The organism is Mesorhizobium sp. BE184, assembly GCF_031457045.1.
In the GTDB taxonomy this organism is placed as follows: Bacteria; Pseudomonadota; Alphaproteobacteria; order Rhizobiales; family Rhizobiaceae; genus Mesorhizobium.
In genome coordinates this window covers 630,039-648,003 of the sequence record NZ_JAVDVU010000002.1, presented here as the reverse complement: position 1 = coordinate 648,003, position 17,965 = coordinate 630,039, and the positions used below count along the sequence as shown (strand labels likewise).

The 17,965-nt window shown below is 62.4% G+C and carries 21 protein-coding genes; 11 read left to right on the top strand and 10 right to left on the bottom strand.

All coding sequences use genetic code 11. The features are described 5' to 3' along the window. Positions 1–168: 168 nt before the first annotated feature. From J2X35_RS11240 to hslV, 6 genes are all read right to left on the bottom strand, one after another. Positions 169–1,128 (bottom strand): DUF1402 family protein, encoded by a 960-nt coding sequence (locus J2X35_RS11240; protein WP_405023211.1) that lies wholly within the window; start codon positions 1,126–1,128, stop codon positions 169–171. Between the two features lie 167 nt (positions 1,129–1,295). Beyond that, on the bottom strand, positions 1,296–2,606 hold the full coding sequence (hslU, locus tag J2X35_RS11235; RefSeq protein WP_310185357.1) for an ATP-dependent protease ATPase subunit HslU: 1,311 nt from the start codon (positions 2,604–2,606) through the stop codon (positions 1,296–1,298). A 31-nt stretch (positions 2,607–2,637) separates the two neighbouring features. Then, positions 2,638–3,702, bottom strand: a complete 1,065-nt coding sequence (locus J2X35_RS11230) for a hypothetical protein (protein WP_310185354.1) — start codon at positions 3,700–3,702, stop codon at positions 2,638–2,640. A 2-nt stretch (positions 3,703–3,704) separates the two neighbouring features. Next, the gene (locus tag J2X35_RS11225; RefSeq protein ID WP_310185351.1) at positions 3,705–4,304 is read right to left on the bottom strand and encodes a DUF2585 domain-containing protein; all 600 of its coding nucleotides are present in this window, start codon (positions 4,302–4,304) and stop codon (positions 3,705–3,707) included. A gap of 87 nt (positions 4,305–4,391) precedes the next feature. Continuing rightward, positions 4,392–4,898: a GNAT family N-acetyltransferase gene (locus J2X35_RS11220; RefSeq protein ID WP_310185350.1), complete on the bottom strand. Its 507-nt coding sequence runs from the start codon at positions 4,896–4,898 to the stop codon at positions 4,392–4,394. Beyond that, entirely contained in the window at positions 4,888–5,439 is a 552-nt protein-coding gene (gene hslV / locus J2X35_RS11215; protein WP_056113830.1) for an ATP-dependent protease subunit HslV, read from the bottom strand. The genes J2X35_RS11220 and hslV overlap by 11 nt, the downstream gene beginning before the upstream one ends. A gap of 219 nt (positions 5,440–5,658) precedes the next feature. On the opposite strand from hslV, the gene hisB reads away from it, so the two are divergent. The 8 genes from hisB to coaA are packed head-to-tail and all read left to right on the top strand — an operon-like array spanning position 5,659 to position 11,082. Beyond that, a complete protein-coding gene (hisB, locus tag J2X35_RS11210; protein WP_056113834.1) occupies positions 5,659–6,258 on the top strand; it encodes an imidazoleglycerol-phosphate dehydratase HisB in 600 nt (199 codons plus the stop codon). Positions 6,259–6,261: 3 nt separating this feature from the next. Continuing rightward, positions 6,262–6,741, top strand: coding sequence for a DUF2628 domain-containing protein (locus J2X35_RS11205; protein WP_310185347.1), 480 nt, complete (start codon positions 6,262–6,264; stop codon positions 6,739–6,741). Beyond that, positions 6,741–7,391, top strand: coding sequence for an imidazole glycerol phosphate synthase subunit HisH (gene hisH / locus J2X35_RS11200; RefSeq protein WP_310185345.1), 651 nt, complete (start codon positions 6,741–6,743; stop codon positions 7,389–7,391). Before J2X35_RS11205 ends, hisH begins: the two co-directional genes overlap by 1 nt. Before the next feature lie 4 nt (positions 7,392–7,395). Then, positions 7,396–8,142, top strand: coding sequence for a 1-(5-phosphoribosyl)-5-[(5-phosphoribosylamino)methylideneamino]imidazole-4-carboxamide isomerase (gene hisA / locus J2X35_RS11195; RefSeq protein ID WP_056113840.1), 747 nt, complete (start codon positions 7,396–7,398; stop codon positions 8,140–8,142). Then, the gene (locus J2X35_RS11190) at positions 8,142–8,978 is read left to right on the top strand and encodes an arginase family protein (protein WP_310185344.1); all 837 of its coding nucleotides are present in this window, start codon (positions 8,142–8,144) and stop codon (positions 8,976–8,978) included. Before hisA ends, J2X35_RS11190 begins: the two co-directional genes overlap by 1 nt. Beyond that, on the top strand, positions 8,975–9,769 hold the full coding sequence (gene hisF / locus J2X35_RS11185; protein ID WP_056113845.1) for an imidazole glycerol phosphate synthase subunit HisF: 795 nt from the start codon (positions 8,975–8,977) through the stop codon (positions 9,767–9,769). The genes J2X35_RS11190 and hisF overlap by 4 nt, the downstream gene beginning before the upstream one ends. Positions 9,770–9,778: 9 nt before the next feature. Next, a complete protein-coding gene (locus J2X35_RS11180) occupies positions 9,779–10,105 on the top strand; it encodes a phosphoribosyl-ATP diphosphatase (protein ID WP_310185341.1) in 327 nt (108 codons plus the stop codon). Between the two features lie 17 nt (positions 10,106–10,122). Further along, a complete protein-coding gene (coaA, locus tag J2X35_RS11175) occupies positions 10,123–11,082 on the top strand; it encodes a type I pantothenate kinase (protein ID WP_310185339.1) in 960 nt (319 codons plus the stop codon). 21 nt (positions 11,083–11,103) lie between these two features. On the opposite strand, the gene J2X35_RS11170 is transcribed toward coaA, so the two are convergent. The 4 genes from J2X35_RS11170 to J2X35_RS11155 all read right to left on the bottom strand — a co-directional run bounded on the left by J2X35_RS11170 (position 11,104) and on the right by J2X35_RS11155 (position 14,527). After that, complete coding sequence (locus J2X35_RS11170; RefSeq protein WP_310185335.1) at positions 11,104–11,724, bottom strand: alpha-ketoglutarate-dependent dioxygenase AlkB; 621 nt, start codon at positions 11,722–11,724, stop codon at positions 11,104–11,106. A 93-nt stretch (positions 11,725–11,817) separates the two neighbouring features. Continuing rightward, the gene (gene lysM, locus J2X35_RS11165; RefSeq protein ID WP_056113857.1) at positions 11,818–12,336 is read right to left on the bottom strand and encodes a peptidoglycan-binding protein LysM; all 519 of its coding nucleotides are present in this window, start codon (positions 12,334–12,336) and stop codon (positions 11,818–11,820) included. Between the two features lie 57 nt (positions 12,337–12,393). After that, positions 12,394–12,831, bottom strand: coding sequence for an alternative ribosome rescue aminoacyl-tRNA hydrolase ArfB (arfB, locus tag J2X35_RS11160; RefSeq protein WP_310185333.1), 438 nt, complete (start codon positions 12,829–12,831; stop codon positions 12,394–12,396). An 85-nt stretch (positions 12,832–12,916) separates the two neighbouring features. After that, the gene (locus J2X35_RS11155; RefSeq protein WP_310185331.1) at positions 12,917–14,527 is read right to left on the bottom strand and encodes a phosphoenolpyruvate carboxykinase; all 1,611 of its coding nucleotides are present in this window, start codon (positions 14,525–14,527) and stop codon (positions 12,917–12,919) included. A gap of 348 nt (positions 14,528–14,875) precedes the next feature. Here J2X35_RS11155 and J2X35_RS11150 point away from each other — a divergent pair, with 348 nt between their 5' ends. From J2X35_RS11150 to J2X35_RS11140, 3 genes are read left to right on the top strand one after another with little or no spacing between them, the layout of a single operon-like run. Next, positions 14,876–15,577: a response regulator transcription factor gene (locus J2X35_RS11150; RefSeq protein WP_156459930.1), complete on the top strand. Its 702-nt coding sequence runs from the start codon at positions 14,876–14,878 to the stop codon at positions 15,575–15,577. Positions 15,578–15,585: 8 nt separating this feature from the next. Continuing rightward, positions 15,586–17,373: a sensor histidine kinase gene (locus J2X35_RS11145; protein ID WP_056113870.1), complete on the top strand. Its 1,788-nt coding sequence runs from the start codon at positions 15,586–15,588 to the stop codon at positions 17,371–17,373. Beyond that, positions 17,373–17,825: an HPr kinase/phosphorylase gene (locus J2X35_RS11140; protein WP_056113873.1), complete on the top strand. Its 453-nt coding sequence runs from the start codon at positions 17,373–17,375 to the stop codon at positions 17,823–17,825. The genes J2X35_RS11145 and J2X35_RS11140 overlap by 1 nt, the downstream gene beginning before the upstream one ends. Positions 17,826–17,965: the final 140 nt, after the last annotated feature.

Sequence of the window (17,965 nt, the reverse complement as noted above, 5' to 3'; positions counted from 1 at the left end):
CCCGGAGCCGCGAGGAGGCAGCATCCGCATTTCAGAATATGGAAACCAAACTTCAGCTTGGATGAAACATTTATTCCAAACAGGAAATCGACGTCAAGCTAGTGCTGAAGGTGTTTTTGGCCCGTTCAGATGCAGCCAAAGTTGGTGTTCCGGCAATAGCGTCAATCGTTAGAAAAGCGCCTGAAGCTCGGGCAGCTTGTCGTTGACCAGCCAGCCGTAGTAATTTTCCTCGGGCATTTTCGCCGGCTCTCCGGCCGCAATTCGGCGGTCGTTCTCCGCCTTCAGTGCGTAGGCGCGCTGTTCGGGATTGCCGACATTGTAAAGCGTGGCGGTAATGCCCGGGTTCTTCGAAATATCGTAGCCGGCGATCTGGCGATAGGCATCAATGGATGTCTTCAGCGTCGCGGCCACGTAGTTCAGCGTCAGGTCCGGGTCCATGATGGTCTTGTAGACCTCGTTCGGATCGCTGGCGTCCAGTTTCGGCAGTCCCGAAACGCGGTTGACGAGGTCGCTCATCTGCAGCGCGGTAAGCGGGTTGAGCTGTCCAAGTCCAAAGGTCTGGCCGGCATAATATGGCTGGAAGAACACGGCGCCGAAGCGGTTGTCGGGAAAGCCTTCGCCGCCCACCGTCTTGCCCCGGAAGGAACGGTTCCACACCTGCTCGCGGCAGGCCCAGAGGTCATAGCTGCCGCTCTGGCCGGCGCAGCGGGAAAACTGCGGCCGTCGCACGAAGTCGGTGATGTCCTCGCCTTCGTAGGAAAAGGTCAGCTTGCGCGACAAATAGGAGATCGCCTTGACGTAGTAGGTCTGCAGCCGGTCGTAGGCATCGACATTGTAGGTGTGCTCGCCGACGATGGCGCCGACGATGTGCATCGGATCGATGCCGTAGCGGGAGGCCGCTTCGCGAATCTTCGAACGAAGCCCGCCATCGTTCTGCAGCAGCGCATAGACCTTGCGATACTTCGCCTGGAAGGTCGTGTTGGTGGCCTGCGTGCGCCGGCTCGATGCGCCGGGGATCGGCGGCTGTTCGGCATTCCGGTTGCCGGGCGGCACAAGGGTCGCCGCGGTCGCCGGCAACGCTGCCGCGATCAACATCAAGCCGACAAAAAGGAAGATCAGTTTTTTCACGCGCCGCCGCCCGAGCCTGTTGCCGCGCAAACTAGGGTGAGCACCCGCAGGAGTCGAGAGCTTGATGGCCGGGCGCAATGAAAGCGGCCGAAGCTGCTTCCATTTCGCCACACTTCCGGTGGACGGCGCGATATTCACCGCGACGGCCTCCCGGATTAAAGCGGTGATTAAAGAATAAACCGCGACAGGTCTGTGTTCCGGGACAAATCGCCGACATGCTTCTCGACATAGGCGGCGTCGATCGTCACGGCCGTGCCGTTGCGGTCCGGCGCATCGTAGGAAATGTCGTCCAGCACCCGCTCCATCACCGTTTGCAGCCGCCGCGCGCCGATATTCTCGACGCTGGAATTGAGGTCGACGGCGATGCCCGCGAGCGAATCGATGGCGTCCGGCGTGAAGTCGAGCGTCACGCCTTCCGTGCCCATCAGCGCGATATACTGCTTGATCAGGCTCGCCTCGGTCTCGGTCAGGATGCGGACGAAATCCTCCTTCTCCAGCGCACGCAACTCGACCCGGATCGGCAGACGGCCTTGAAGTTCAGGCAGAAGGTCCGATGGCTTCGACACATGGAAGGCGCCTGACGCGATGAACAGGATATGGTCCGTCTTGATCGGCCCGTACTTCGTCGCCACCGTCGTGCCTTCGACCAGCGGCAGCAGGTCGCGCTGCACGCCTTCGCGCGACGGACCACCGGAAATGTCGGAGCGGGCGGCAATCTTGTCGATTTCGTCGAGGAAGACGATGCCGTCATTTTCCGCAGATTCCAGCGCCCTGCGGATCACCTCGTCCTGGTCGAGCAGCTTGTCGGATTCATCCGAAATCAGCAGCTCGTAGGATTCCTTGACCGTGGTCTTGCGCGTCTTGGTGCGCTTGCCACCCATGGCCTTCTGCATCATGTCGGACAGGTTGATCATGCCGACGCTGCCGCCGGGCATGCCGGGAATGTCGAAGCCGGGCATGCCGCCATTGCCGGTATCGGCGACCTCGACCTCGATCTCCTTGTCGTCCATCTCGCCGTCGCGCAACTTCTTCTTGAAGCTGTCGCGGGTGGCGGGCGACGCCGTCTTGCCGACCAGCGCCTCCAGGACGCGTTCCTCGGCATTGATGTGGGCGCGCGCCTTGACGTCCTCGCGCATCTTTTCCCGCACCAGGCCTATCGCTGTCTCGACGAGGTCGCGGATGATCTGCTCGACATCGCGGCCGACATAGCCGACCTCGGTGAACTTGGTCGCCTCGACCTTGATGAACGGCGCGCCCGCCAGCTTGGCGAGGCGGCGTGAAATCTCGGTCTTGCCGACGCCGGTCGGACCGATCATCAGGATGTTCTTCGGCATCACCTCTTCGCGCATCTGGCCTTCCAACTGCTGGCGCCGCCAGCGATTGCGCAAGGCGATGGCCACGGCGCGCTTGGCGTCCTTCTGGCCGATGATGAAACGGTCGAGCTCGGAAACGATCTCGCGCGGGGAGAAATTGCTCATAGTGGGTAACTCATGAAACAGCGGGTGCCGCTTATGTATGAGGTGGAAGCCCGCGTACAAGAGTGTTGGGCAACAGTGCAAGCAGACTGCGGCGTAAGGCCTGCCAGCCGGCACTGAGGAGAAGCACCAGCGCACCCAGCACCAGCAGGGTCAATGGCACGGCACTGTCGCTGAGGCCGATCTGCTTGACCAGGGAACCGAATGCGATGCCGGCATAGGAAAGGCCGGATACCAGGATAGCTCGCCTGTCCACCAGAACGGCAACGAGAGCGAGGCCGCCAAAGATCGCCAGCACGCCAAACGAGGTGGCGGCGCTCAGGCCTCCCGGGCTGACCAGGACACTGATCAGCGGATGGACGATCAGTGGCGCCGCCAGCATGTGGAGCCAGAAGGCGATATCGGTGCGCCGGGTCTGACGCTGCGGATCGCTCATGTCGAAGTGCATGGCAAGGGCGAATACACAGATGCCGCAGACGAGAAGTACCGGTCTGATAAGAACACTCTCGAGACCGGGCGTCAGGCTGGACGCCAGGGCCACCACGCTGGCGACAAGCGCCGCAACGCCGGCGGCGAAGGTGATTGGAACGTGGAAGCGGCGGTAATGCAGGGCTGTCGCAGCGATGGTGACCAGCCCGGCCAAGACAACCGGCCAGCCCTTCTCATGCAGTTCGTCGAAACGGAAGGTTTCCGTCCCGGTCACCAGCAGCAGGGTTGCGACAGAGACGGAGCATGCAAAGACAAGCAGAAGGACGATGCTTGGCAGTGCCATCCGCCGTCTGGCGGTGAAGTATTCGGCCAATAGCCAGCTTGTCAGCGCCACCGTGCATCCAGCTCCGACGCTGCCGACCAATTTGGAGGCGAAATAGGAAAGTGCTCCCAGGAACAATGCGACGCCGATGGTAACGAAGATGTCGCCGAACCCATTGATAAAACGAAATTCTTCCTCGTCGGCAGGTTCCGTCACCGTCGCACTGGCCCGTGCCTTTTCCAGATAGCGCAGCATCTCGACCTGCTGGAGCGTCAGCACGCCCTGCGCCACCGCACGCTCGATCGTATCGCTTGATATCGCCTCATTGCCGGATGGGTTCGAGGACATGGTCAAAGTCCTCCCTGCCAAGCTTTCACCGACTCCAGCGGATGGACGAGCATCAGAACGTTGAGGGTAAGATTGTCACGAATGAGATAGCCGACGATTAACTCTGCCGCTACGGCAAGCGTCACGGCCAGCCAGACCGGCAGGCGCGCGGCGAGGAAGAAGCCGAATACCATGAACAGGGTGTCGAAGACCGAGTTTAGGATGCTGTCGCCGAAATAGTCGAGTGAGATGGTCGCCTCGCGATAACGATTGATGATGATCGGACTGTTCTCGAGGATTTCCCACGCTGCTTCGAGCAGGATGGCGAAGGAAAGCCGTGTCCACACGGTGGACCTGCGGAAAAGCGCCCAGAACAGCAGGTAGAACAGGAAGCCGTGGATGATGTGGGAGAAGGTGTACCAGTCGGAAATGTGCTGGGAATTTTCCGGACTCACCGTCACGCCATGCCAAAGCTTCACATAGCCGCATTTGCAGATCCAGATGTGATCCATGAGGCGCAGGATCACGACCTGAGCTGCCATCAGCAGCACTGCTGCCAGCACACCTGCCTTCCAGTCCAGTCCCCAGGATCTACGTTCGTGCGGTGCCGTAAGTTGAGCCAAGTGCGTCCCCTTTCACCACGCATCATCGCCATGCGCTTCTAGAGAACACAACATGCGATACAGCGATTTTACGGGGAAATTATCCGGTCAGTTCACTTCGTCTGCATCGCGCGCCATCATCAGCGCCGGCCCATAGATGGACGTCCGTGTGTCGAAGGCCCGAAAGCCGGCCTTTTCATAAGCGCGGATAGCCCTGCCGTTGGCAGGATCCGGATCGATGATAACGCGGGGCGTACCCTCTGTGAAAAGCTGCCCGACGAACTGCTGCAGGATTGCCGACCCATGGCCGATGCCGACCAGTTCCGGCACGCCGATGGTCAGATCGACGCCAAGCGTGCCGAAGGGCTGGTCCGCATAGGGATGGTCGTCCTCCATATGCGGATCGTAGCTCTGCAGATAGGCGATGGGTTTCCCGTTCAGCTTGACGATCAACGGCTCAACCGAAACGCTGTTGATGTGTTCTCGAATGGCGGCGATCTCGGTCTCGGGATCGCCCCACCATTCGGCCACATGCGGCTCCGCCAGCCAGCCGGCGATCGTCGGCAGGTCTTTTTCCGTCACCGCCCGAAATTGATAAGCCGGTTCAGGCGGCATCGAGCGTTTCGATGACGAAGCTGTTATTGGTGTAGACGCAGATGTCGGAAGCGATCTGCATTGCCTTGCGGGCGATTTCCTCGGCGTCCTTGTCGGTGTCCATCAGCGCCCGAGCAGCCGCCAGCGCATAATTGCCACCCGAACCGATGGCCATGACGCCATGCTCCGGTTCCAGCACGTCGCCGGTGCCGGTCAGCGCCAGCGAAACATCCTTGTCGGCCACCAGCATCATCGCTTCCAGCCGGCGCAGATAGCGGTCGGTTCGCCAGTCCTTGGCGAGCTCGACACAGGCGCGTGTCAACTGGTCGGGATATTGCTCGAGCTTGGCTTCCAGCCGCTCCAGCAGTGTGAAGGCGTCGGCTGTTGCCCCGGCGAAGCCGGCGATGACGCTGCCGCCCTTGCCGATGCGGCGCACTTTCCTGGCGTTACCCTTCATGATGGTCTGGCCGAGGCTCACCTGGCCATCGCCGGCAATGACCACCTTGCCGCCCTTGCGCACCGTGACGATGGTCGTCGCGTGCATGGTCAATTCATTAGACATGTCTTGCTCCGATTGCGCGCCGTCCCGATCAGGCGACGAGCGCGGTACGAGTTGATGCGGCCTTATGTATGCAGCCGGCGGGCGTTTGCCAACGGCTTGTCCGGCAAGCCTCCTGCGCGTTTTGGCAACTGGCAATTGGCCGATCATGCTGCTAGAAGGCTTTCGTTTTCAAGCACCTGACAGGCGATCCTGGAAGGCAAATGGCACAAGGATGAGGCAATGAGCCCGCGTTCCGCCGAAGTGAGCCGCAAGACCAAGGAAACCGACATCGCCGTGTCGCTGCACGTCGACGGCGCCGGCAAGTCGGAGATGGCGACAGGCGTCGGCTTCTTCGACCATATGCTGGACCAGCTTGCGCGCCATTCGCTGATGGACATCGCCGTCAAGGCGAAGGGCGACCTGCACATCGACGATCACCACACGGTCGAGGATACCGGCATTGCCATCGGCCAGGCGCTCTCCAGAGCGCTGGGCGAGCGTCGCGGCATCATGCGCTACGCCTCGATCGATCTCGCCATGGACGAGACGCTCACACGCGCCGCGGTGGATGTTTCCGGCCGCCCGTTTCTTGTCTGGAACGTCGCCTTCTCGTCGCCGAAGATCGGAACTTTCGACACCGAATTGGTGCGCGAATTCTTCCAGGCGTTGTCGCAACATGCCGGAATCACCCTGCATGTCACCAACCACTATGGCGCCAACAACCACCACATCGCCGAGACCTGCTTCAAGGCGGTGGCACGGGTGCTGCGCGCCGCGTTGGAAAGCGATCCGCGCCAGCCGGACGCGGTGCCCTCCACCAAAGGATCGCTGAAAGGGTAGGCCATGGCTGTCTATGTCGTCATGGAGCCGCCGGGCGAAGCCGGACAGGCGGAGCGTGCCAGACTGATCCGCGACGGGTTTGCCTGGGTGGCATTCCTTGTGCCGCCGCTCTGGCTGCTGTGGCATCGGCTGTGGATCGAGGCCCTGCTTGCCTTCGTCGCGCTTGCCTTGTTGTCGGCGCTGGGCGAACTGGCGGGTTTCGGCCTCGCCGGCTGGTCGCTGATGCTGCTCGTCTCCGTCTATGCCGGTCTGGAGGGACAGGCGTTGCGCGTCCATGCCTTGCGCCGCCGCGGCTGGAGGGAGTGGGGCGTGGTTTCAGCGGACCGGTTCGACGACGCCGAGGCGCGCTATGCCTATGGCGGCGAGGAAGAGATCGTGGACCAGTCTGCCCCTTCGCCGGTCATTGTTCCCGACGCATCGCGGGCGCGGCCGGCGCAGACCGGCCTTGCCCTCGGTCTCGCCCACACGCCGGGACGGCCATGATGCGTGTCGCCATCATCGACTACGGCTCGGGCAATCTGCGCTCGGCGACCAAGGCCTTCGAGCGCGCCGCGCGGGAAGCCGGCATCGCCGCCGAGATCGAACTGACCGCCGACGCCAAGCGCGTCCGTGGCGCCGATCGTATCGTGCTGCCCGGTGTCGGCGCCTATGCCGACTGCGCCGCAGGTCTGCGCGCCGTCGAAGGCATGTGGGAAGCGGTGGAGGAGGCCGCAGTGCAACGCGCCCGGCCATTTCTCGGCATCTGTGTCGGTATGCAGCTCATGTCGCAGCGCGGCCTTGAAAAGACGGTCACCGAAGGCTTCGGCTGGATCGCCGGCGACGTCAAGGAGATCAGGCCCGCCGATCCGGCGCTGAAGATACCGCAAATCGGCTGGAACACGATCGACCTGAAGCGCGACCACCCGCTGTTCGCCGGCATTCCGACCGGTCCATCGGGTCTGCACGCCTATTTCGTCCATTCCTACCATCTCGACGCGCAAAAGCCGGACGAGGTTCTTGCCGTCACCGACTATGGCGGGCCGGTGACGGCCGCCGTCGCGCGTGACAATCTCGCCGGGACGCAGTTCCATCCGGAAAAGAGCCAGGCGCTGGGCCTCGCCCTGATCGGCAATTTTTTGAGGTGGAGGCCTTAGAAGGATGATCCTTTTTCCCGCCATCGACTTGAAGGACGGCCAGTGCGTGCGCCTCAGGCACGGCGACATGGATACTGCGACCATCTACAACGACGATCCGGCATCACAGGCGAAAGCCTTCGAGGATCAGGGCTTCGAGTGGCTGCATGTCGTCGATCTCAATGGCGCGTTCCAGGGCCACAGCATCAACAGCGCCGCTGTGGGTGCCATCCTCAACGCGACCAAGAACCCTGTCCAACTGGGCGGCGGCATCCGCACTCTGCCACAGATCGAGGATTGGCTGGATCGTGGGCTGGCGCGGGTCATTCTCGGCACGGTCGCGGTGCGCGATCCGGATCTGGTGAAGGAAGCCTGCCGTCTTTTCCCCGGCAAGGTCGCCGTCGGCATCGACGCCAAGGGCGGCAAGGTCGCCGTCGAGGGTTGGGCCGAAGCTTCGTCGTTGGGTGTCATTGAACTGGCGCAGAAATTCGAGGGCGCCGGTGTCGCGGCCATCATCTACACAGACATCGACCGTGACGGCGTGCTGATGGGAATCAACTGGGACTCCACCATCGCGCTCGCCAACGCCGTGTCGATCCCGGTGATCGCCTCCGGCGGCCTGGCGTCCATCGACGACATCGTGCGCATGACCCGGCCTGACGCAGCCAAGCTTGAGGGCGCGATTTCCGGCAGGGCGCTTTATGACGGCCGCATCGATCCTGCCGAAGCGCTGTCGGTCCTGCGTGGTGACGCAATCCGGGGCCGTGGCTGATGAAAGCCACATTCATCGTTGCGCCTTACGACAGCGGCCAGGTCTATGCGGGCTTCGGACAAGGCCCCGAAGCGCTGATCGCCGGTGGGCTGGTCGAGGAACTCACGCTCAACGGGCATGACGTCGAGGTCAGGGACATCGGCGAGGTTGGCGATGCGCCGCGCGAGATTTCGACCGGTTTCGCCGTCTGCGCGGTGGTGGCGAAGACTGTGGGCGAGGCGCTTGGCCGTGGCCGTTTTCCGATAGCGCTGGCGGGGAACTGCCTTACATCCGTTGGAGCCGTCGCCGGTGAGGCCGCCGATTCCATCGTCTGGTTCGACCAGCATGCCGACATCAACACGCCGGACACGTCCACCACCGGGTTTCTCGATGGCATGGCGCTGGCCGCCGTTCTGGGTCTCTGCTGGCGCGGCATGACGGGCGCGATCCCAGGATTCAGGCCGATAGACCCTGCGCGCTGCCTGCTTGCCGGCGCACGCGATCTGGATGCAGCGGAAACAAGGCTGCTTGAAGAACTGCCGGTGATCCGCGCCGCCTGCGGCAGCGCGCCGGAAAAGATGGCCGCCCTGAAAGCAGCCGGCGCTACCTGCGCGCATCTGCATCTGGACCTCGACGTGCTGGATCCGGAAAAATTGCAGGTCAACCGCTACGCCGGTCCCGGTGGGCCCGATCCCGAGCAGCTGCGCAACGCAGTGTGCGGCCTTGTCGGTCATGTTCCCATCGCCGGCATGACCATATCCGCCTATGACCCGGCCTTCGATCCGAGGGCAGAGGTGCCACCTGTGGTCGGCAAAATGCTGGCGGATTTCCTCGCGGCCATGGAGCCCAGCCGGTGACATTGAAAGCCCGCGTCATCCCCTGTCTCGACGTCAAGGATGGCCGCGTCGTCAAGGGCGTCAATTTTGTCAGCCTCGTCGATGCCGGCGATCCGGTCGAGGCCGCCAAGGCCTATGATGCCGCCGGCGCCGACGAGCTTTGCTTCCTCGATATCACCGCCTCGTCCGATAACCGCGAGACCATCTTCGATGTCGTCGCCCGCACCGCCGAGCAGTGCTTCATGCCGCTCACCGTCGGCGGCGGCGTGCGGCAGGTGGCCGATATCCGCAAACTGCTTCTTGCCGGCGCCGACAAGGTGTCGATCAACACGGCGGCGGTGAAGAACCCGGAATTCGTCGCCGCCGCGGCCGACAAGTTCGGCAACCAGTGCATCGTCGTCGCCATCGACGCCAAGAAAGTGTCCGCAGCAGGCGAGGAAGACCGCTGGGAAATCTTCACCCATGGCGGCCGTGAGAAGACCGGCATCGATGCGGTGGAGTTCGCGCGCAAGGTGGTCGATTTGGGCGCCGGTGAAATCCTGCTCACCTCCATGGATCGCGACGGCACCAAGATCGGCTATGACATCGCGCTGACGCGTGCCGTCGCCGATGCCGTCCGCGCGCCGGTCATCGCCTCTGGCGGCGTCGGCACGCTGGAACACATGGTCGATGGCGTCCGCGACGGCCATGCGGCGGCCGTGCTGGCCGCCTCGATCTTTCACTTCGGCACCTATACCATTGCGCAGGCCAAGCAGTTCATGGCCGCCGCCGGCCTGCCGATGCGACTCGACTCCGTTCCGCAACGACCTTAAACGGGCGTCATGGCTACTTTTTCGCTCTCCGACCTCGAAACCATCGTCCGTGAGCGGTCGCAGTCGGGCGACGCCGGTTCATGGACCGCGAAGCTGTTTTCGCAGGGCATTGACAAGGCCGGCCAGAAGCTGGGCGAAGAGGCGGTCGAAACGCTCATAGCCGCTATCCGCGGCGACAAGAAAGCTCTCGTTTCGGAAAGCGCCGATCTCCTTTATCATTGGCTGGTGGTGCTCGCCATTTCGGGGGTTTCCCTAGCCGATGTCATGGCGGAACTGGAGCGCCGGACCGGGCGTTCGGGCATTGCGGAAAAGGCCTCGCGCCAAAAACCGGACTGAGGATTTCAGGAAACGCGATGGACCAACTGGCTCCAACTGAAAAATACTCTCCGTACCTGTTCTTTTCCGCCTCGGAATGGGCCGAGTTCCGGGCCGACACGCCGCTGACGCTGGGCGCCGACGAAATCAGCCGCCTTCGTTCACTGAACGATCCGGTCGACCTGGAAGAGGTCAAGCGAATCTATCTGTCGATGTCGCGGCTGCTCTCCGCCCATGTCGAATCCAGCCAGTTGCTGTTTCGGCAGCGGCAGGCCTTCTTCAACAGGGCGAGCGCCGTCAAGACGCCTTACATCATCGGCATTGCCGGGTCGGTGGCCGTCGGCAAGTCGACCACGGCGCGCGTGCTCAAGGAACTTCTCGCCCGCTGGCCTTCCAGCCCGAAGGTGGATCTGGTCACTACCGACGGCTTCCTGCTCCCCAACGAGGTATTGCGCCGCGAGAACCTGATGGAGCGCAAGGGCTTTCCCGACAGCTATGACGTCGGCGCGTTGCTGCGCTTCCTGTCGGGAATAAAGGCCGGGCTGCGCGATGTGCACGCGCCGCTCTATTCGCACCTGACCTATGACGTCCTGCCGGGCGCCTATGCGACCATCGACCGGCCGGACATTCTCATTTTCGAAGGCATCAACGTGCTTCAGCCGGGCAAGCTGCCGCGTGACGGCACCTTCGTGCCGTTCCTGTCCGATTTCTTCGATTTCTCGATCTATATCGATGCCCATGAGGACCTGATCCACGACTGGTACATCGCCCGTTTCATGCGGCTGCGCGAAACCGCTTTCCGCAATCCCGAATCCTTCTTCCACCGCTATTCGCGGCTATCGGAGAACGCCGCCCACGCGATCGCCGAAGGTCTTTGGACCAACATCAATTTGAAGAACCTGCGCGAGAATATCATGCCGACAAGGCCCCGCGCCGATCTCATCCTGCGCAAGGGCGCCGACCATCTGGTCGAGGAAGTGGCGCTGCGTAAGATTTGACCGGCTTGCAGTCCCTGCGGCTCAGGCGGCCGGGATCGTCACGCGCCGCAGCGTCAAATTGATGCGGCCGCCATTGCTCATCAGCGTCGATGTTTTCGGATAGATACGATCGACGCCGTGGAAGCTAAGCCTGCCCTCGCCGCCCAGCACGACGACATCGCCGCTTTTCAGCCTGAACGAAACCGTCGCGTCGCCGCGCTGCGTGCCGCCGACCCTGAACAGGCAGTCATCACCCAGGGAAACGGAAACCACCGGTGCGTCGAAGTCGCTTTCGTCGCGATCCTGATGCAGGCCCATCTTGGCCTCGGCGGCATAGAAATTGACCAGGCAGGCCTCCGGCGGATGAGGATAGCCGGCGACCTCCTGCCACAGATCGAGCAGCGCGTGCGGAATGGGCTGCCACGGCTCGCCCGTGACAGGGTGCGTCGGCTGGTAGCGGTATCCGCGTTCCTTGTCTGTAACCCAGCCGAGCGACCCGCAATTGGTCATGCGCACGCTCATTTCCTTGCCCGTGCGCGGCATGGCTGGCACATAAAGGGGGGCTGCCTGCACGGCGGCACGGATACCGGACAGAAGGTCCAGTTGCGCCTCCGGCGAAAGATAGCCGGGCAGGTGGCGCACGCCTTTCGGCAGATCGGTCATGGGGCATCCTTTCCTGGGCTTGAACGAATATGGCGCGCCCAAAGAAAAACGGCGACCCGAAAGCCGCCGTTTCCCGTAATCTGTTGCGACCGATCAGGCGGTCTCGATATCGGGAATGCGCAGGACCTGACCCGGATAAATCTTGTCGGGATGCGTCAGCATCGGCTTGTTGGCCTCGAAGATGACGGTGTATTTCGAGGCCTTGCCCTTGCCATACTGCGCTTCGGCGATCTTGGAGAGGTTGTCGCCCTTCTTGACCGTGTAGAATACCGGCTGCTTCGCCGGAGCGGAGGCTTTGACCAACTCGGTCATGTCGACATTGCCGTCGAGCTTCACGCTCGATTCCGGCGCCACCACCTTCAGTTCATCGGCCTGGACCTTCGATACGCCCAGCGTATTGCCAACCGCGATGATGGCTTTTTCGAAGATCGACTGGTCCTTGACCACGCCCTTGAGGACTGCGGTGTCACCCCTGACTTCGACCTGAACCTGATCGGTGCCGAGCTTGTGCGAATCCAGTTCCTTTTTCAGGCTGCCGGCATCGGGGGTCGGGTCGTCGCCACCGATACCCAGTTTCTTGCCGACGCTCTTGACGAAATCGAACATACCCATCTTGGCACTCCTCGCTGTTGGCCTTGCTCCGCAAAGTGACGCAAGACGTTGCAATCTTCAATCGCTATCGACCCTGCCGCGCAGCTTCTTGACCGTTGACCTGCCCGCCTTCGTCTTCAGCCGTCTTTCGACCGAGCCCTTGGAGGGCCGGGTTTTCTTGCGCGGTGACGGCGGTGGCTCGGCAGCCTTGGCGACCAATGCGGTCAGCCTGGCGCGGGCGTCCGCTCGGTTCTGCTCCTGGGTCCGGAAACGCCCGGCCTCGATGACGATGACACCGTCCTTGGTGGCGCGCTGTCCGGCGAACTTGATCGTCCGCTCGCGCACGCGCTCCGACAGGCCGGGCGCTCGCGCCGCGTCGAAGCGAAGCTGCACCGCGGTCGCCACCTTGTTGACGTTCTGGCCGCCCGGACCCGAGGAGCGGATGAAGCTTTCCTCGATGTCGTCGGGGTGAATGACCGCATCGGCGGCAACGATGATCCTGTCCTCGGCGCTCATAAGGCAGTCATGGCAAGGCTTTGACCAAAAGAAAAGGCCCGGTCGCCGGGACCGGGCCTGGAAAAGGGACCGTCTGCCGGGAGGTCTACTCGGCAGCTTCCCGGGAACGGGGCGCGGCGCCGCGCACATTGGCGTCGACATGCGTCTCGAATTTCTCGAAATTGGTTATGAACATGCCGACCAGCTTGGCCGCTTGCCGGTCGAATGCGGCCTTGTCCGACCATGTGGACCGCGGATCGAGGATAGCGCCATCGACGCCGGGCACGGAAACCGGCACTTCAAAGCCGAAATTGGCGTCGGTGCGGAACTCCACGCCCTTGAGCGAACCATCCAACGCGGCCGAAAGCAGGGCCCGGGTCGCCTTGATCGGCATACGCCTGCCCGTGCCGTAGGCTCCGCCTGTCCAGCCTGTGTTGACAAGCCAGCAGGTAACGTCGTGGCGGGCGATCAGTTCACGCAGCAATTCGCCATATTCGGAGGGATGGCGCGGCATGAAGGGTGCGCCGAAGCAGGTGGAGAATGTCGCCTCAGGCTCCGTGACACCTTTTTCCGTACCCGCCACCTTCGCGGTATAGCCGGACAGGAAATGGTACATGGCCTGCGCCGGGGTAAGCCTGGCGATCGGTGGCATCACGCCGAAGGCATCGGCCGTCAGCATGATGATGTTCTTCGGATGGCTCGCGCGTCCGGTCTTGCTGGCATTGGGAATGAAGTCCAGCGGATAGGCGCAGCGCGTGTTTTCCGTCAGGCTGCCATCGTTGAAATCCGGCACGCGATTGCCGTCTAGCACGACGTTTTCCAGCACGGTGCCGAAACGTTGGGTGGTCGCGAAGATTTCCGGCTCCGCTTCGGCTGAGAGCTTGATCGTCTTGGCGTAGCAGCCGCCCTCGAAATTGAAGATGCCATGCGGACCCCAGCCATGCTCATCGTCGCCGACCAGCGTGCGTGACGGATCGGCCGAAAGCGTCGTCTTGCCGGTGCCGGAGAGGCCAAAGAACACGGCGGCGTCGCCGTCCGGTCCTTCATTGGCCGAGCAGTGCATGGGCATGACGCCCTGCGCCGGCAGCAGGTAATTCAGTGCGGTGAAAACCGACTTCTTCATTTCGCCGGCATAGGAGGTGCCGCCGATCAGCACGATCATGCGCGTCAGGTCGAGCGCGATCATCGTCTCGCCGCGGCTGCCATGCCGTGCCGGGTCGGCGCGGAACGAAGGAAGGTCGATAATCGTCATTTTCGGCAGGAAATCCGCCAGCGCAGCCGTCTCCGGGCGGATCAGCAGGTTGCGGATGAACAGCGAGTGCCAGGCGAATTCGGTGACGACGCGCGTCGGCAGGTGAAGTTCGGCATCGGCGCCGCCAACCAGATCCTGAACGAAAAGATCCTTCGACGCCGCGTGGGTGAGGAAATCGCCCAGCAGCGTGTCGAACTGTGCCTGGGTGATGGCTTTGTTGTTGTCCCACCAGATATGCGGCTCGGTGTTCGCGTCGCGGACGACGAATTTGTCCTTCGGCGAGCGTCCGGTGTGCTGGCCGGTTTCGGCGACAAGCGCGCCGCCGGCGGTGAGGCGGGCCTCGCCGCGCCGGATGGCCTCCTCGCAAAGGTCGGCTGCCCCGAGATTGTAGCGGACCGTGCCGGTCGTTTTCAGGCCGATCGAATCGATCCCGCAAGCGGGGTTGCGTATGCCGAGTTCCGACATGAAGGTTCCTTCTTCTCTGGTTGCCGCATTTGCCCCGGGGAAATTCGGGAGCCCTCTTGTCGGAGCCTGGAAGGGTCAGAACCAGAAAAAGCAAGCGATATCAAATCATTAATCGATTTAAAAATTTTGAAAGTTGTTTAAATCGTTTATATGTGCAAAACTTTTACCGGTTGCCCAAAGGATTGCCGGCGCACGAGCGTCCAATCCGCATGAGGGTGCGGTTGTGGACATGCTCGGAACCTGCCTGTAGGAGTTCAGGCGCAGTGCCACATTTTGTACCTAATTTGTCCTGCAGAAGCCCCTTCTCGATGCAGTAAGGGACTTACGCTCATGAGGGAGCCGCTTGAAATGGCGACGATCGCGCTTGTCGACGACGACCGCAACATTCTGACCTCGGTTTCGATCGCACTGGAATCGGAAGGTTACCGCGTCGAGACCTACACGGATGGCGCCTCCGCGCTGGAAGGTCTGACCGCGCGCCCGCCCAATCTGGCCATCCTCGACATCAAGATGCCGCGCATGGACGGCATGGAACTGCTGCGCCGCATGCGTCAGAAGTCCGATCTTCCGGTGATCTTCCTGACCTCCAAGGACGACGAGATCGACGAGCTTTTCGGCCTGAAGATGGGCGCTGACGACTTTATCCGCAAGCCGTTCTCGCAACGCCTTCTGGTCGAGCGCGTCCGCGCCGTCCTGCGGCGCGCCAACGCCCGCGAGGCAGCGGCCAAGACGCCGAACCAGCAGGCTCGTTCGCTCGAGCGCGGCCAGCTCGTCATGGATCAGGAGCGCCACACCTGCACCTGGAAGGGCGAGCCGGTCACGCTCACCGTGACGGAATTCCTCATTCTCCATTCGCTGGCCCAGCGCCCCGGCGTGGTGAAGAGCCGCGATGCGCTGATGGACTCGGCCTATGACGAGCAGGTCTATGTCGATGACCGCACCATCGACAGCCACATCAAGCGGCTGCGCAAGAAGTTCAAGCAGGTCGATGACGATTTCGAGATGATCGAAACGCTCTACGGGGTCGGGTACCGGTTTCGCGAGGCCTAGGATCGGCTATGGCGGTGGATGTGGAGCGGAGAAGGCCAGCCGCCATGGCCAGGCGGTCTTCCCCGATTCTGCCACCCTTTCTATCGAAGCTGGCGTTGCGTCTGAGGCGGTTTCTCGGCCACTACATCTTTTCCAGCCTGACCCGCCGCATTCTGTTCCTCAATCTGGCCGGCCTCGCCGTCCTCGTCATCGGCATTCTTTATCTGAACACCTTTCGCGATGGCCTGATCGATGCGCGGGTCGAGAGCCTGATGACGCAGGGCGAGATCATCGCCGGCGCCATAGCAGCCTCGGCGACGGTCGAGACCAACTCGATCTCCATCGATCCGGAAAAGCTGCTGGAGCTTCAGGCGGGCGAAAGCATCGGTCCCGCCACCGATCAACTCGACAACCTCGATTTCCCGATCAATCCCGAACGTGTAGCCCCCGTGCTGCGGCGGCTCATTTCGCCAACCCGCACGCGCGCCCGCATCTACGATCGCGATACCAACCTGCTACTGGATTCGCGTCATCTCTATTCGCGCGGCCAAATCCTGCGCTACGATCTGCCGCCGGTCGCCGAGGAAGAACCCGACCTGCTCGATCGCGTGCAGAAGTTCATCTTCGACGTTTTCCGCAAGGGCGATCTGCCGGTCTACAAGGAACAACCGGGCGGCAACGGCGCGGCTTTTCCCGAAGTGGTCAAGGCGCTGACCGGCAGCCCCTCCACCATCGTCCGCATCTCCGAACAGGGCGAGCAGATCGTCTCGGTCGCCGTGCCGATCCAGCGCTTCCGCGCCGTGCTCGGCGTCCTGATGCTGTCGACCGAAGGGGGCGACATCGACAAGATCGTCTCCGCCGAACGCAAGGCGATCCTGCGCGTCTTCGGCATCGCCGCCATGGTCACCGCGCTGCTTTCGTTGCTGCTCGCCTCCACCATCGCAAACCCGCTGCGGCGGCTTTCGGCGGCGGCGGTGCGGGTGCGGCGCGGCGTCAAGAATCGCGAGGAAATTCCCGACTTCTCCGACCGCCAGGACGAGATAGGCAATCTGTCGATCGCCGTGCGCGACATGACCAATGCGCTCTACGCCCGCATTGAGGCGATCGAAAGCTTCGCCGCCGATGTGTCGCACGAACTCAAGAACCCGCTGACATCGCTGCGAAGCGCCGTCGAAACCCTGCCGCTGGCCAAGAACGAGGAATCGCGCGGCCGGCTGATGGACGTCATCCAGCATGACGTCAAAAGGCTCGACCGGCTGATAACCGACATTTCCGATGCCTCCCGCCTCGACGCCGAACTGGCGCGCGAGGATGCGGATCGCATCGACCTGAAGAAGTTCATCACCGACCTGGTCGATGCCTCGGCGGAGGGATCGCACCACAAGAAGAAGGTCGAGGTCGAACTCAAGGTTGCGAAGCTGCCGCAGGGCGTCAAAACCTATCATGTCGTCGGGCATGATTTGCGCATCGGCCAGGTCGTCACCAATCTGATCGAAAACGCCCGCTCTTTCGTCCCGGACGAGCGGGGCCATATCGCGCTGACGCTGAACCATACGGGCAAGTTCGTCATCCTCACCATTGACGACAACGGGCCTGGCATCCGCCCGGACGCCATCGACCGCATCTTCGAACGGTTCTACACAGACCGCCCTTCCGGAGAAGCCTTTGGACAGAATTCCGGACTTGGCCTTTCCATCAGCCGGCAGATCGTCGAAGCGCATGGCGGCACTCTGACGGCCGAAAACATCCCCGGCACCAAGCCTGGCGAGGTCAAGGGCGCCCGTTTTGTCGTGACGCTGCCGGCCGAAGGCGGCTGATGTCAGCCATAAATCTCCATGGCACGGCTATAGTGGTGGGCGACCGGGGCGTTCTGGTGACGGGCCGGTCCGGCGCCGGCAAGACGACCCTGGCCTTGGCCTTGGCGGACCATTTCTCCCGCAGGGGCCTGTTTTCCCGGCTTGTCGCCGACGACCAGCTTTTTGTCGCCGCACACGCCGGACGCGTCGTCTGCACCGCGCCAGCCAGTATTGCGGGCCTTGTCGAGGTGCCGGGCATCGGACCGCACCCGCTTTCTTCGGTGACGGCCGCGGTGATCGACCTTTGCATTTGCCTTGTCATGCCGGACGCCATGCGGCGGTTTCAGGAAGATGCTGTGGAAACGATTGCCGGCTGCGCCGTACCTGCATTGTGTCTTGCCGAGCGCAACGTCACAGCCGCGGTGCCTGCGGTCGCTGCGAAGCTTGGCCTTGCTCCATTTGGGCCGAAGTGATGCCGGTTTCATGCTGCAATGCGTCAAAATGGCTCGGTGCGGCGCAATTTTGCACTTGTCAACGCGCCAAGCCTCGACAAGATAGCGCTCCCGCCGCCGGAACGGCCGGCGAGCATAAATGGGCCTGTGAAGAGGCCATG

What these genes read in the sequence shown, in the direction of transcription:
- hslU (WP_310185357.1), bottom strand. Translation starts at nt 2,606, where the DNA reads ATGAGCAATTTCTCCCCGCGCGAGATCGTTTCCGAGCTCGACCGTTTC.
- J2X35_RS11230 (WP_310185354.1), bottom strand. Translation starts at nt 3,702, where the DNA reads ATGTCCTCGAACCCATCCGGCAATGAGGCGATATCAAGCGATACGATC.
- J2X35_RS11220 (WP_310185350.1), bottom strand. Translation starts at nt 4,898, where the DNA reads ATGCCGCCTGAACCGGCTTATCAATTTCGGGCGGTGACGGAAAAAGAC.
- hslV (WP_056113830.1), bottom strand. Translation starts at nt 5,439, where the DNA reads ATGTCTAATGAATTGACCATGCACGCGACGACCATCGTCACGGTGCGC.
- hisB (WP_056113834.1), top strand. Translation starts at nt 5,659, where the DNA reads ATGAGCCCGCGTTCCGCCGAAGTGAGCCGCAAGACCAAGGAAACCGAC.
- J2X35_RS11205 (WP_310185347.1), top strand. Translation starts at nt 6,262, where the DNA reads ATGGCTGTCTATGTCGTCATGGAGCCGCCGGGCGAAGCCGGACAGGCG.
- hisH (WP_310185345.1), top strand. Translation starts at nt 6,741, where the DNA reads ATGCGTGTCGCCATCATCGACTACGGCTCGGGCAATCTGCGCTCGGCG.
- hisA (WP_056113840.1), top strand. Translation starts at nt 7,396, where the DNA reads ATGATCCTTTTTCCCGCCATCGACTTGAAGGACGGCCAGTGCGTGCGC.
- J2X35_RS11190 (WP_310185344.1), top strand. Translation starts at nt 8,142, where the DNA reads ATGAAAGCCACATTCATCGTTGCGCCTTACGACAGCGGCCAGGTCTAT.
- J2X35_RS11180 (WP_310185341.1), top strand. Translation starts at nt 9,779, where the DNA reads ATGGCTACTTTTTCGCTCTCCGACCTCGAAACCATCGTCCGTGAGCGG.
- coaA (WP_310185339.1), top strand. Translation starts at nt 10,123, where the DNA reads ATGGACCAACTGGCTCCAACTGAAAAATACTCTCCGTACCTGTTCTTT.
- J2X35_RS11170 (WP_310185335.1), bottom strand. Translation starts at nt 11,724, where the DNA reads ATGACCGATCTGCCGAAAGGCGTGCGCCACCTGCCCGGCTATCTTTCG.
- lysM (WP_056113857.1), bottom strand. Translation starts at nt 12,336, where the DNA reads ATGGGTATGTTCGATTTCGTCAAGAGCGTCGGCAAGAAACTGGGTATC.
- arfB (WP_310185333.1), bottom strand. Translation starts at nt 12,831, where the DNA reads ATGAGCGCCGAGGACAGGATCATCGTTGCCGCCGATGCGGTCATTCAC.
- J2X35_RS11155 (WP_310185331.1), bottom strand. Translation starts at nt 14,527, where the DNA reads ATGTCGGAACTCGGCATACGCAACCCCGCTTGCGGGATCGATTCGATC.
- J2X35_RS11150 (WP_156459930.1), top strand. Translation starts at nt 14,876, where the DNA reads ATGGCGACGATCGCGCTTGTCGACGACGACCGCAACATTCTGACCTCG.
- J2X35_RS11145 (WP_056113870.1), top strand. Translation starts at nt 15,586, where the DNA reads ATGGCGGTGGATGTGGAGCGGAGAAGGCCAGCCGCCATGGCCAGGCGG.
- J2X35_RS11140 (WP_056113873.1), top strand. Translation starts at nt 17,373, where the DNA reads ATGTCAGCCATAAATCTCCATGGCACGGCTATAGTGGTGGGCGACCGG.